Origin of the sequence: Nesterenkonia pannonica (genome assembly GCF_019575955.1) — a bacterium.
GTDB classification, from domain to species: Bacteria; Actinomycetota; Actinomycetes; order Actinomycetales; family Micrococcaceae; genus Nesterenkonia; species Nesterenkonia pannonica.
In genome coordinates, this window is record NZ_CP080575.1 from 868,427 (window position 1) to 881,402 (window position 12,976).

Annotated in this window: 11 protein-coding genes and 4 pseudogenes; all 15 read left to right on the forward strand. The window is 68.2% G+C overall.

The genetic code is table 11. The features are described from left to right. The first annotated feature begins 7 nt into the window (after positions 1 to 7). The 15 genes and pseudogenes from mtrA to infB all read left to right on the forward strand — a co-directional run bounded on the left by mtrA (position 8) and on the right by infB (position 12,872). Positions 8 to 697, forward strand: a pseudogene (gene mtrA / locus K0H76_RS06515) (MtrAB system response regulator MtrA). A gap of 3 nt (positions 698 to 700) precedes the next feature. Further along, positions 701 to 1,171 (forward strand): hypothetical protein, encoded by a 471-nt coding sequence (locus K0H76_RS06520; protein ID WP_258934867.1) that lies wholly within the window; start codon positions 701 to 703, stop codon positions 1,169 to 1,171. A 73-nt stretch (positions 1,172 to 1,244) separates the two neighbouring features. Next, positions 1,245 to 1,628, forward strand: a complete 384-nt coding sequence (locus K0H76_RS06525) for a HAMP domain-containing protein (protein ID WP_258934868.1) — start codon at positions 1,245 to 1,247, stop codon at positions 1,626 to 1,628. Beyond that, the gene (locus tag K0H76_RS06530) at positions 1,580 to 2,875 is read left to right on the forward strand and encodes an ATP-binding protein (protein WP_258934869.1); all 1,296 of its coding nucleotides are present in this window, start codon (positions 1,580 to 1,582) and stop codon (positions 2,873 to 2,875) included. The genes K0H76_RS06525 and K0H76_RS06530 overlap by 49 nt, the downstream gene beginning before the upstream one ends. Beyond that, on the forward strand, positions 2,872 to 3,183 hold the full coding sequence (locus K0H76_RS06535; RefSeq protein ID WP_258934870.1) for a hypothetical protein: 312 nt from the start codon (positions 2,872 to 2,874) through the stop codon (positions 3,181 to 3,183). The genes K0H76_RS06530 and K0H76_RS06535 overlap by 4 nt, the downstream gene beginning before the upstream one ends. Next, a complete protein-coding gene (locus K0H76_RS06540; RefSeq protein ID WP_258934871.1) occupies positions 3,183 to 3,560 on the forward strand; it encodes a hypothetical protein in 378 nt (125 codons plus the stop codon). The genes K0H76_RS06535 and K0H76_RS06540 overlap by 1 nt, the downstream gene beginning before the upstream one ends. Next, entirely contained in the window at positions 3,542 to 3,976 is a 435-nt protein-coding gene (locus tag K0H76_RS06545; protein WP_258934872.1) for an LpqB family beta-propeller domain-containing protein, read from the forward strand. Before K0H76_RS06540 ends, K0H76_RS06545 begins: the two co-directional genes overlap by 19 nt. Before the next feature lie 14 nt (positions 3,977 to 3,990). Then, positions 3,991 to 4,224 carry a hypothetical protein gene (locus tag K0H76_RS06550; RefSeq protein WP_258934873.1) on the forward strand — a complete coding sequence of 78 codons (234 nt, stop codon included), beginning with the start codon at positions 3,991 to 3,993 and terminating at the stop codon, positions 4,222 to 4,224. A gap of 56 nt (positions 4,225 to 4,280) precedes the next feature. Further along, positions 4,281 to 4,970 (forward strand): hypothetical protein, encoded by a 690-nt coding sequence (locus K0H76_RS06555; protein ID WP_258934874.1) that lies wholly within the window; start codon positions 4,281 to 4,283, stop codon positions 4,968 to 4,970. 282 nt (positions 4,971 to 5,252) lie between these two features. Beyond that, complete coding sequence (raiA, locus tag K0H76_RS06560) at positions 5,253 to 5,993, forward strand: ribosome-associated translation inhibitor RaiA (protein ID WP_258934875.1); 741 nt, start codon at positions 5,253 to 5,255, stop codon at positions 5,991 to 5,993. A gap of 115 nt (positions 5,994 to 6,108) precedes the next feature. Continuing rightward, positions 6,109 to 7,973, forward strand: a pseudogene (locus tag K0H76_RS06565) (proline--tRNA ligase). Between the two features lie 194 nt (positions 7,974 to 8,167). Next, positions 8,168 to 8,482, forward strand: a complete 315-nt coding sequence (locus K0H76_RS06570) for a hypothetical protein (RefSeq protein WP_258934876.1) — start codon at positions 8,168 to 8,170, stop codon at positions 8,480 to 8,482. A 137-nt stretch (positions 8,483 to 8,619) separates the two neighbouring features. Then, positions 8,620 to 9,588: pseudogene (gene nusA / locus K0H76_RS06575) on the forward strand (transcription termination factor NusA). A gap of 107 nt (positions 9,589 to 9,695) precedes the next feature. Beyond that, complete coding sequence (locus K0H76_RS06580; RefSeq protein WP_258934877.1) at positions 9,696 to 9,890, forward strand: YlxR family protein; 195 nt, start codon at positions 9,696 to 9,698, stop codon at positions 9,888 to 9,890. A 159-nt stretch (positions 9,891 to 10,049) separates the two neighbouring features. After that, positions 10,050 to 12,872, forward strand: a pseudogene (gene infB, locus K0H76_RS06585) (translation initiation factor IF-2). The last annotated feature ends 104 nt before the right edge of the window (positions 12,873 to 12,976 follow it).

The following is a 12,976-nucleotide window of genomic DNA, read 5'->3' on the forward strand; positions in this document are numbered from 1 at the left end:
GGGCTCCATGAAAGCAAAGATTCTGGTGGTCGACGACGATGAGGCGCTTGCCGAGATGATCGGCATCGTTCTGCGCAATGATGGGTTCGAGCCGACGTTCTGCGAGACCGGCGATGCGGCATTGGAGGCGTTCCGGGCCAGTGATCCTGACCTGGTGCTCCTGGATCTGATGCTTCCGGGCAAGAACGGCATCGAGGTGTGCCGGGAGATCAGGGATGAGGCTGATACGCCGGTCATCATGCTGACCGCGAAGTCCGACACTGCTGATGTGGTCCGCGGCCTGGAGGCGGGCGCTGACGACTATGTGCCCAAGCCCTTCAAGCCTGCTGAGCTGGTGGCCCGGGTCCGGGCGCGTCTGCGCCCCTCGGACTTGGCGCCGAAGGCTGACGCGGACACCCTGCTGACCGTGGGGATCTGAGCATCGACGTCGCTTAGCCATGAGGTGCGCCGGGGCGATGAGCGCATCTCCCTGACGCCGCTGGAGTTCGATCTGCTGACGACGATGGCGAAGAAGCCGTCTCAGGTGTGGGCCCGCGAGCAGCTGCTGGAGGAGGTCTGGGGCTACAGGCACCAGGCGGACACTCGTCTGGTCAACGTGCACGTGCAGCGGCTGCGCTCCAAGATCGAGCGCGACCCGGAGAGCCCGGAGATCATTCAGACGGTCCGCGGCGTCGGCTATAAGGCGAAGGCGTCCTAGCGGGTGCTGAACCTGCACCGCCTGTGGACCCGGTCGCTTCGCCTTCGTGCGGTGCTGCTGACCGGCCTGTTCACGCTGCTGGGCACGGGGCTGGTGGCCTCGTTCCTCATCTCGCAGGTGACGGACGGGTTCTTTCAGGAGCGCTTCGAGCAGGTGGAGACCGAGGCCACGAGCGGCCTGGGCTATGTGCGCAGCAGTCTGGACACTCTGCCCTCCACGGAGACCACTGCGGTCAATGACTATGTGACCAGCACCTTCAGCGACATCTCGGGGCGACGAGCCTGCCCCGGGAGACGATGCTGGTGCCGTTGGAGGATGCGGAGAACCTGTCGGTGCAGCCGCGCGCCACGGGTGGGGTGGACCCTGACGAGGTCATCACGGACGAGATGCGGGATGCGGTCCTGGGAGGCCAGGAGCAGTACTGGCAGTCGATCAGCTACGTCAACGAGAACGGCGACACGGTTCCCGGTGTGATCTTCGGCCTGCGGATCACCTCGCTTCCTCAGGGAGCACGTACGGCACCTTCTTCATCTATGACTTCTCCTCGGTGCAGGAGAACATCGACTTCGTCTTCCGGATCCTCATGATCGGTGTGGGGATCCTGCTGGTGCTGAACATCGCGATCGCCCTGTGGCTCGCCCGGACCGTGGTGCGGCCGGTCTCCCAGGCTGCGGAGGTGTCGGAGCGCATCGCGGACGGTCAGCTGGATCAGCGTCTGGCGGTGGTGGGCGAGGACGAGATCGCCCGGCTGGGCCAGTCGTTCAACCGGATGGCGTCGAACCTTCAGGATCAGATCGTCCAGCTGGCGAACCTGTCGAAGATGCAGCAGCGCTTCGTCTCCGACGTCTCGCATGAGCTGCGCACCCGCTCACCACGATCGGCATGGCTGCGAGCATGCTTCATGAGTCCCGCGAGGATTTCGACCCCATGACGCAGCGGACCTCAGAGCTGCTGCACCATCAGGTGGAGCGCTTCGAGGGCCTGCTGGCGGACCTGCTGGAGATGTCGAGGTTCGACGCAGGGGCCGCGGAGCTGTCCCTGAACGAGGTGGACCTGCTGGGCCTGACCAAGGAGGTCCTTCTCACGGCGAAGCCCCTGGCGGACCAGTCCGAGACTCCGGTGTATCTGGTGGTGCAGGGCGAGGACTTCCGCGCTGAGGTGGACCACCGCCGGATCGACCGGATTCTGCGGAACCTCATCAACAATGCCATCGAGCACTCTGAGGGCAGGCCGGTGGACATTGTGATCGCTGCGTCGCCGACGGCGGTGGGTGTGGCGGTCCGTGACTATGGCGTGGGCATGACCTCCGAGGAGGTCTCCCGGGTGTTCGACCGGTTCTGGCGGGCTGATCCTGCGCGGGCCCGCACCACGGGAGGGTCCGGGCTCGGCCTGGCCATCGCGACGGAGGACACACGGCTGCACTCCGGTTCGCTGGATGCGTGGGGCCAGAAGGGGCAGGGGTCCTGCTTCCGGCTGGTCCTTCCGCGCTCGCAGGAGGCTCCCTACCGGGCTGCGCCGCTGGCCCTGCCGCCGAGCTACGCCACCCATGAGCGGCAGAGTGTGGAGGATCGGGACCTCATCAGCGCGGCGGCGGCTCACGAGAGGGTCCATGAGCAGGCGTTGAATGACCAGCCGCTCAGCGCGGCGGCTCGGGCCGAGGACGCCCCTGAGCCCGGTGCGGCTGAGGACGATGATGAGGAGGAGTGCGATGAGGTCTCGGACCTGGGCGGCCCTGGCGGCTGCCGCGGCGCTGCTGACGGGCACTGCCTGCGCCCCCGCGGTTCCCACGGAGGGCCCGGTGAGCACCTCGGAGGCGGCGCCGCTGCCGGAGTTCAGTGTGAACATCAACCCCGAGCCTCCCGCAGAGGGGGCCGCGCCCGAGGAGATCGTCGAGGGGTTCCTCCAGGCGGGGCGGGGCCTCAGGACGACTATGCCGTGGCGCGGCAGTACCTGACCCCGGAGGCGTCCCAGGAGTGGGTCCCCGATCAGGGGACCCGGGTCTATTCCGATGAGCCGGAGCTGATACCTGATGGTGACTCGGCGTTCACGCTGCAGGTGCCGGTGGACTCCTCGGTGGATGCGGTCGGAACGATGAGCCACCCGCGCAGCGCGGAGTCCTTCTCCTTGGAGATGGAGGAGGTCGAGGGTGAGTGGCGGATTGCCTCCCGCCTGATATGACGATCCTCGATGACGCGCAGTTCCGGGCCATCTTCACCGATGTGACCATGTACTTCTTCGACCCGCAGCATCGGTTCGCGGTCCCGGACACGCGCTGGTTCCTGAACCGCCCGGGCATGCCTGCCCAGATCGCGGGCCGCCTGCAGCAGGGCCCGGCTGAGTGGCTCAGCGGCGCCGTGGTCTCTGCGCTGGGCGCTCCGGACGACGCCACGCCGCCGACGGTGTCTGTGAACCGTGACAGCCAGGTGGCGACGGTGGGGCTGGACCCGTCGGCTGTGGGGGTGCGAGCCAGTTTGAGCTGCTTCTGATGCAGTCGCAGCTGGAGATGGCGCTCACCCAGCTGAACACCGTCTCCAGTGTGGAGATCAGCACGGGGGCTGCCGAGGTGGCGATCCCCGATGAGGCTGAGGTACCGGCGGAGCAGCGCCCCGAGATCGAGCAGACGCCGTACACGACCTCCACGATGGTGGGCATCGTGGGCGACGAGATTGCTCTGCAGGAGGGGACCACCACCTTGGAGCTGTCCGAGCTTCCGGATCTCAGCGAATACTCTCCGCAGGCGCAAGCGCACCCGCGCGATGAGGAGGGCGAGGTCTTCGGGTTCCTCGACGGCGATGCCGAGACGCTCTATCACGTGCGGCTGGGGACGATGAGCCCACCGTCGCCGTGGAGGGTGAGGATCTGACACGCCCCTCGATGGACAACTACGGCTGGACCTGGACGGTGGACAGCGAGGACGACGAGGCCTCGGTGCAGGTTGCGGAGCACAACGACGATGGGGAGTCGGCTCCTCAGTCGGTCTCTGCAGACTGGCTGGAGGGCCGGACGGTGACCTCGCTGCGCGTGGCCCAGGACGGCACCCGGGTGGCGCTGGTCGTCGACGACGGCGGGGTGAGGACGCTGTACGTGGCAGCGATCGGCCGCAACTCCGCCGGCACTCCGCGAAGCATCGGCCCGGGCCGTGTGCTGGAGCCCACCCTGGACATCAGTGAGGTGCGCTGGGCGACCAACGACAGCCTTCTGGTGTGGGACCCGGTCCCGGGGATCCGGAGTCGGACGATCCGCCCACGGATGTCGGAGAGATTGAGCGCGTCTGGCTGACCGGCGAGCAGGAGGTGCTGGAGAACGGCGTGGCCGGGCTGCAGAATGTGGCCGCCGGTGAAGGCTCCGGTGGGGCCAGAGAATCTACGTCGAGGGCAGCATCAACCCGTTCCTCAACGAGCTCGGCGAGCAGTGGGAGCCCAACGACGACGTGGAGATCCGCGACTTCGCCTACCCCGGCTGACCTCCCGGCCTCCCCGCAGGGCGGGCTGCCTCTTCCACAGGAGGTGCGGCGCAGGGCCCGGTGAGGGGACGCTGGGCCTATGTCGGTTCGCGATGGGTTCGACGCCGCCTTGGACGCCCTGTGGTTCTCATCGGCAGGGACGGCAGCGCGCGGCGCCTGCGCCGCGGCATCAGACCTGGTCATGCCGCAGCAGTGCGTCGGCTGCTGGGCCCCCGCCTGCGTGCTGTGCGAGGAGTGCGCGGAGGATCTGCGGCTGATGCTCAGGGCGCCGTTCTGGGCGCAGGAGGGCGCCAGCGCTCTCCCGGTCCTGCCGGAGCCGGACTGGAGGGGTTGCCTGATGCTCATCCGAGGGCTGGTGCGGACGGGCTGTTCGTGCTGCCTGTGCTCAGCGCAGCGGCGTACAGCGGGGTGGTCTCGCAGGCCGTGGTGGCCTTCAAGGACCACGAGCGGGTCAGGCTGCGGGCAGCTCTGGCACCGGCATTGGGACGGGCAGCGCGCCTGGCGGCGGCCTCACTGCTGGCCCCGCATGAGTCGGCGCTGCTGGTGACCCCTCCGGGCACCCTGGCATCCGGCTCCGCCGCGGCCGCTCTCCTCTGCATGAGCTGCTCGCCGCGGCTGATCTGCCGCCAGCTGTCACGCCTACCTTCGGGCTGGTGCGCTGGGGGCCGACGGATGAGGCGGCCTCGCTGCGGCCGGGCGCTGGGCAGAAGGGCCGCACCGCAGTTTACCGACGCAGCAGCGCCCCGTGCCTCGGCTGACGGCAGAGGGACGCCGGGTGCTGCCGGGGGCGACCGTCCTTCTGGCCGATGATGTGCTCACCACTGGGTCCACGCTGAAGCGGCTGAGCATGGCGCTCAGTGCCGCAGGAGCGCAGGTGCGAGGGGCGTGGTGCTGGCCGCAGCGGCACGGTGAGGCCCGTCATTCTCGGCGCCCACGAGGAATGTTGGGAATGCTCTTCACACCGAGGTCTGCTCGGGCATAGGGTCAAGTATGGGTATCACTTAGACGAGACCCATCGCACCGGCGGTGGCCTCGAAAGCACCTCAAGGTCCCGTCAGTGCGCGACACGCGCGAAAGCGAGGAGGACCGGAAATGACCCTGCAGGTGACCTACACCGGACGAGGCATCAGTGTTCCGCAGGACTTCAGAGACCATGTCGAGATGAAGAGCGACAAAGCCGCCTCCCTGGCCGACAAGGGGCAGCGGATGGAGGTCAAGCTTTCCTCCCAGACCGGGCACCGAAGCGCGGAGACCACCATGGTGGTGGAGCTCACCGTCATCGGACGAGGCCCCATCATCCGTTCCGAGGCTCAGGCGGCTGACAAGTTCGCCGCATTCGAGACGGCGTGGGACAAGCTCTGCGAGCGTCTCCGCAGAGCGCGCGACAAGAAGAAGTCCAAGGCTCATGGCAATGGAAGCGGGCGGGCCAACGGCGGCAGCCACACGCCTCCGGGCCTCGGAGCCGCACTCGCCGGTCTGACGCCGGTGGACCCGGATCGTCCGATCTATGAGCAGGTCACCGATGCTGAGCGGGCCGATGACGCCCCGCAGGCTGAGGAGGACGCCGATGAGCCCATCCGCATCCGGCGCAAGGTGTTCTCGGCGGAGCCGATGAGCGTGGATGCGGCGGTCGACGCGATGGAGCTGCTCGGCCACGACTTCTACCTCTACCTCGACGTGGAGACCGGCCAGCCCTCAGCGGTCTATCGCCGCCGCGGCTGGACCTACGGCGTCATCTCCTTGGACGCCTTCGCCGAGGGAGGCGACGAGGAGGAGCGGCCCTACAGGCCGGAGAACGGTGCCACGCTGCAGAGCCTGAGGTCAGCAGCCTGATCCTGGATCCGACTGCAGGCAGCGCAGAGGCGGGGTCCCTGATGGCGGGGCCCCGCCTCTGCGCGCGGGTAGACTCCCCACAGATTTCTGCCGCCACCGTCTGAAGAGGTTCTCCGTGACCGTTCGCCTGTCCCACCTGTTCCTGCGCACGCTGCGCGAGGCCCTCAGAGGCTGAGGTGGCCAGCCACCAGCTGCTGGTCCGCGCGGCTACATCCGCCGCGCGGGTGCGGGCATCTACACCTGGCTGCCGCTGGGCCTGAGCGTGCTGCGCAGGATCGAGCAGATCATCCGCGAGGAGATGCACGCCATCGGGGCCCAGGAGGTGCACTTCCCGCACTGCTGCCCAAGGAGCCCTATGAGGCCACGGGCCGCTGGGAGGAGTACGGCGACGGCATCTTCCGCGTGCCGGACCGCAAGGCGGAGCAGGTCGAGTACACCGACCAGGACGGGGAGACCCAGACCGTGCGGGTGCCGAACCACCTGCTGGCGCCGACGCATGAGGAAGTGTTCACCCAGCTGGTCAAGGACATCGCTTAAGCAGCTACAAGGACCTGCCGCTGAACCTGTACCAGATCCAGACGAAGTACCGGGATGAGGCACGTCCTCGTGCGGGCCTGCTGCGGGGCAGGGAGTTCATCATGAAGGACTCCTACAGCTTCTGCCTCACGGAGGAGGACCAGCAGGCGGCGTATGACGCTCACCGCGCTGCGTATGTGCGCATCTTTGAGCGGCTGGGCCTGCGCACGGTGCCGGTGAGCGCGCAATCGGGCGCCATGGGCGGAGCAGCCTCCGAGGAGTTCCTGCACCCGAATCCTGTCGGCGAGGACACCTTCGTGGAGTCGGCTTAGGCGGGTACCGGGCCAACGTGGAGGCCGTGACGACGCCTGCGCCCGAGCCGATCGAGTACAGCGACGCCCCCGCGGCGCAGGTGCACCATACGCCGGGCACGGACACCATCGAGACGCTGGTGGCTGCGGCCAACGCTGATCACCCCAGGGAGGACCGCGCGTGGACCGCCGCGGACACGCTGAAGAACGTGGTGGTCTCGGTGACGACTCCGGAGGGCCAGCGGCTTCTGGCCGTCATCGGCGTTCCGGGCGACCGCGAGGTGGACTCAAGCGCGCCGAGGCGACCATCGGCCCCAAGCTCGGAGTGGAGGGGAGGTCCAGCTGGAGGCGGCGAACGAGGCCGACCTCAAGGCGCATCCCCGTCTGGTGCGCGGCTACATCGGCCCTGGGATCTCCACGGACGCGCCTCACCTGGGAGCGTCGCTTCCCACCGAGTCGGCGACGGGCATCCCTACCTGGTGGATCCGCGGATCGTCTCCGGAACCCGGTGGATCACCGGGGCGAACGAGCAGGATCAGCATGTCTTCGGGCTGGTCGCCTACCGCGACTTCGGCTGGGACGGCACGATCGAGTCGGTGGTGGTGCGCGACGGCGACCCCGCACCGGACGGGTCCGGCCCGCTGGAGACCCGTCGCGGCATCGAGATGGGCCACATCTTCATGCTGGGCCGCCGGTACGCGGAGGCGCTGGGCCTGCAGCTGCTCAACGCTGACGGGAAGCTGCAGACGGTGACGATGGGCTCCTACGGCTTCGGCGTCACCCGTGCGCTGGCTGCGCTGGCGGAGTCCAACCATGATGACAAGGGCCTCATCTGGCCGCTGTCGGTGGCTCCTGCCCAGGTGCACCTGGTGGCCACCGGCAAGGGCGAGGAGATCTTCGAGTATGCGGATCAGCTGGCGCGCCAGCTGGAGGCGGCCGGCGTGGACGTGATCTACGACGACCGGCCCAAGGTCTCCCGGGCGTGAAGTTCGGCGACGCTGAGCTTCTCGGCGTGCCCAACATCGTGGTGGTCGGACGCGGCCTCAAGGACGGCACGGTCGAGCTGAAGGACCGCCGCACCGGTGACGTCACAGAGCTGCCGTCGGATGAGGCGGCCACGCGGATCGCGGAGCGCGTCGCGTCCCAGCGCTGAGCCCGCTGGACGGCGGCGGCGCATATCCCTGGCAGAATGGGCGGTATGGCTGTACCACCGCGCGCTGGAGATGATCGCCGCTTCCCCGACGAGCGGGCCGAGCGGCTCGCCGGGCTGATCGAACCCACCGTGGAGGCGCACGGCCTCTACCTGGAGGAGCTTCGGCTGAAGCCGGGGCCACGGGCCACCTGCAGGTGGTGGTCGACTACTTCTCGGGCACCGACAGCGTCGATCTGGACACGCTCGCGAGCCTTTCGCAGGCGATGGAGGTGGTCCTGGATGAGCACGCTGAGTCTGGGCCGCTGGCCGAGGTGGCCGCCTATGAGCTGGAGGTCTCGACCCCGGGCGCGTCCCGGCCGCTGACCGAACCTCGGCACTTTCGCCGGAACCTCGGGCGGAAGATTGAGGTCGAGCGGGAGGGCGAGTCGCCCATGGTCGGCCGTCTCAAGGACGTGGACGACGAGAGCATCACGGTCCAGGAGATCATCGAGCCCCCAAGAAGGGCATGACCCCTAAGCAGGGGCCGGAAACACGCGTGCCGATGTCCTCGGTGGCTCGAGCACGCGTACAGGTAGAGTTTTCACACCAGGAGTAACGACGTTGGGCATGCCGCGGTTTGGACGGGCGGCAGGCTGGGAGGCAACAAGTGGATATCGATATGAGCGCGCTGCGCATGCTCGTCGCTGAGCGTGACATTCCCCTGAGCGGCTGATGCTTACCATCGAGCAAGCGCTGCTCCTGGCCTATCAGAAGTCGCCGGGGCTATGCAGCGTGCCCGCGCTGAGGTGGATGAGAAGACGGGCCACGTCACGATCTGGGCCAAGGAGCTCGACGAGGACGGCAGCATCGTGGGGAGTTCGACGACACCCCCAGCAACTTCGGGCGCATCGCCGCCTCAACCGCCCGCCAGGTCATCATGCAGCGCATCCGCGATGCTGAGGATGACCAGGTGCTCGGCGAGTTCAAGGGCCGTGAGGGTGAGCTGATCTCCGGGATCGTCCAGCAGGGCCGCCATCCTGAGATGGTGCAGGTCGACATCGGCGGCATTGAGGCGGTCCTTCCTCCCCAGGAGCAGGCGCCCGGCGAGACGTACACGCACGGCTCGCGGCTGCGCGCCTACGTGGTCGAGGCCCGGCGGGGCTTCAAGGGTCCGTCCATCACGCTCTCCCGCTCCCACCCGGGCCTGGTCAAGAAGCTCTTCGCCCACGAGGTGCCGGAGATCGCCGACGGCACGGTGGAGATCACGTCCATCGCCCGTGAGGCAGGCCACCGCACCAAGATCGCGGTCCGGGCCACCCAGCCGGGCATCAACGCCAAGGGTGCCTGCATCGGCGCCATGGGCTCCCGGGTCCGCGCTGTGATGACCGAGCTCAACGACGAGAAGATCGACATCATCGACTTCGACGACGAGCCGGCGTCCTACATCGCACACGCCCTCTCGCCCTCCAAGGTGAGCTCTGTCACCGTGTTGGACGAGGCTCAGCGCTCCGCACGAGCTGTGGTGCCGGAGTACCAGCTCTCCCTTGCGATCGGCAAAGAGGGGCAGAATGCGCGCCTGGCGGCCAAGCTCACCGGGTGGCGCATCGACATTGTTTCCGACGCCGCCGCGCGCTGACCGAAAGAGCGGGGTGTAGACTGGTTTGGTCCCAGTTCGGACCTGCGTCGGCTGTCGCGCGCTCCGATCAGGATGACGTCGTCCGATTCGTCCTTCAGGACGGTCAGGTGCGTCCAGATCCCGCACGCCGGATGCCCGGCCGCGGGGCATGGCTGCACCTGAGCCGGGAGTGCTTCGACTCCGCGTTGAAGCGCAGGGCTTTCAGCAGAGCGTTCCGAGCTGCTGCGAGCACTGAGGGTCTGGAGTACGACGCCGTCGCAGCACACGTGTCCACCGACAAGAGAACGGGTTTGAAGGAATGAACACCCGATGAAAGCGGCAGGATGAGCGCCCAATGACGCCCACACCCTCCTGCCGGGAAATCTTAAGCACGTTCAACGGCCCATGTCGGTGAGCCGCTGAGAGCCACAGCTCCGCTGTGACATTCAGCGGAGCATCGAGCAGGCCAGACTAGGAGAAATGTGGCCAAGGCCCGCGTACACGAGATCGCCAAAGAACTCGGTGTCACATCGAAGCAAGCGCTCGCCAAGCTCGAAGAGCTGGGCGAGTTCGTCAAGTCCCCGTCGTCCACGGTTGAGCCGCCGGTAGCCAAGAAGCTCCGGAACGCGTTCCCAAGGCGGAATCTGCCCCGGCGCCGGAGAAGTCCGGCTCCGCGCTAACACCCGGCCCGCGGTCGGCGCCTGCCGGGATCCGCCGCGCCGAAGCCCGGCGGTCCCAAGCCCGGGCCGAAGAAGCCTGATCCCGCTCCTGAGTAGCTCCCCAGGAGGCCCCACAGGAAGCCCCGCAGGCTGCTCAGCCCGCACCGGGCCAGGCAGCTCAGCCTGCAGTCCAGAAGGACGAGACCGGCGCCGAGTCCAAGCCTGAGCCCAAGGCCCAGGGCGGTTCGCCCTCCGAGGCTCCGGCTGCGGATGCGCCGACGTCCGGCCAGGGCAAGCCTGCGCCGAAGCCGGGCGGCCCCAAGCCTGCTCCGCGCACCGGCGGAAACAACCCTTCGGAGTCTCCGGCGGTCAGTTACTCCTCGCCCCGGGGCGGTCAGCCCCGTCCGGGCAACAATCCCTTCGCGCCCAAGCAGGGCATGCGCGGCTCGGGCGGTCCCGGCGGCACGGGCGGACCTCGTCCGCGCGGCGGTCAGGGCGGTCCAGCGGGCGCACCGCGGCCCGGGCAGCGTCCCGGCGCCGGTGCACCTCGGCACGCACTGACGGCAAGCCGGGGCTCCCAAGCCCTCGATGATGCCCGGTCAGGCTCCGGCGCCTGCAGCCCCGGGCCGCGGCGGTCCAGGCGGAGGAGCTCCGGGCCGTCCCGGCGGCGGCCCGCCCCGTGGTCGCGGCGGCGGTCCTCGTCGCGGCGGTGCGGCTAAGCGCATTCGGCCGCGGCGGCGGAAAGTCGAAGGCTCGCAAGTCCAAGCGCGCCAAGCGCGCAGAGCTTGAGGAGAAGCAGACTCGCGAGGTCGGCGGTGTGCGCGTCCCCAAGGGCGACGGCACCACCGTGCTTCGCCTGCGCCGCGGCTCCTCCCTGGCGGACTTCGCGGAGAAGATCAATGCAGAGCCCGCCGCGCTCATCGCAGTGCTGATGAAGCTCGGCGAGATGGCCACCTCCAACCAGTCCCTGGACGAGGAGACCTTCCAGCTGCTCGGCGAGGAGCTGGGCTACAAGGTCGAGATCGTGTCCCCCGAGGACGAGGACCGCGAGCTGCTGGAGTCCTTCGACATCAACCTCGAGGACGAGGCGGCCAACGAGTCCGGCGAGGACTTGGAGGAGCGCGCTCCGGTGGTCACCGTGATGGGTCACGTCGACCACGGCAAGACCCGCCTCCTGGACGCCATCCGCTCCTCGAAGGTCACCGAGGGTGAGGCCGCGGCATCACCCAGCACATCGGCGCCTACCAGGTGGAGGTCCCGCACGAGGGCGAAGAGCGTGCCCTGACGTTCATCGACACCCCGGGCCACGAGGCGTTCACCGCCATGCGTGCCCGTGGTGCCAAGGTCACGGACATTGCTGTGCTGGTGGTCGCCGCCGACGACGGCGTCATGCCGCAGACGGTGGAGGCCCTGAACCACGCCAAGGCGGCTTAGGCGTGCCGGTTGTGGTGGCGGTCAACAAGATCGACAAGGAGGGCTCCCAGCCCGACAAGATCCGCGGCCAGCTCACCGAGTACGAGCTGGTGCCCGAGGAGTACGGCGGCGACACGATGTTCGTCGACGTCTCCGCGCGCAACGACATCAACATCGAGGCGCTGCTCGAGGCCGTCCTGCTCACCTCTGACGCAGCCCTGGAGCTGACGGCCAACCCGGCCAAGGAGGCGCGCGGCGTCGCGATCGAGGCGCACCTGGACCGCGGACGCGGCCCGGTCGCCACCGTGCTGGTGCAGTCCGGCACGCTGAAGGTCGGCGACAACATGGTGGCTAAACAACGGCTTCGGCCGCGTGCGCGCCATGTTCGACGAGCACGGCGAGGCTGTGCACGAGGCGGGCCCGTCCCGGCCCGTGCAGGTGCTGGGTCTGTCGGCGGTGCCCCGCGCCGGTGACAGCTTCCTGGTCACCAACGATGACCGCACCGCCCGCCAGATCGCTGAGAAGCGTGAGGCTGCTGAGCGCAACGCCCTGCTGGCCAAGCGCCGCAAGCGCGTCTCGCTGGAGAACTTCGACCAGGTGGTGGCCGAGGGCAAGATCGACACCCTCAACCTCATCCTCAAGGGCGACGTCTCCGGTGCCGTGGAGGCCCTGGAGGATGCGCTGCTGCAGATCGACGTGGGCGACGATGTTCAGCTGCGCGTGATCCACCGCGGCGTGGGTGCGATCACCCAGAACGACGTCAACCTGGCCACGGTCGACAACGCCGTGATCGTCGGATTCAACGTCCGTCCTGCGGAGCGCGTCACCCAGCTGGCCGAGGAGGAGGGCGTCGACATGCGCTTCTACTCGGTGATCTACGCAGCCATCGATGACATCGAGTCGGCGCTGAAGGGCATGCTGAAGCCGGAGTACGAGGAGGTGTCGCTCGGATCCGCAGAGGTCCGGGAGGTCTTCCGCTCCTCGAAGTTCGGCAACATCGCCGGTTCGATCGTCCGTTCGGGCATCATGCGCCGCAACGCCAAGGCCCGTCTGATCCGCGACGGCAGCGTCGTGGGCGACAACCTGGTCATCGACTCGCTGAAGCGGTTCAAGGACGACGCCACCGAGGTCCGCGACGGCTTCGAGTGCGGCATCGGACTCGGCTCCTTCAACAACATCCAGGAAGGCGACACCATCGAGACCTGGGAGATGCGCGAGATCCCGCGCACCTGATCCCGTCCCGACGGTGAGGCGGCGTCCGTTCGGCCATTGCGGTAAGCGGGCGCCGCCTCCGTCTGACATCCCAGCTTTTTGTGAGGGATCCGCCGATAGGGTGG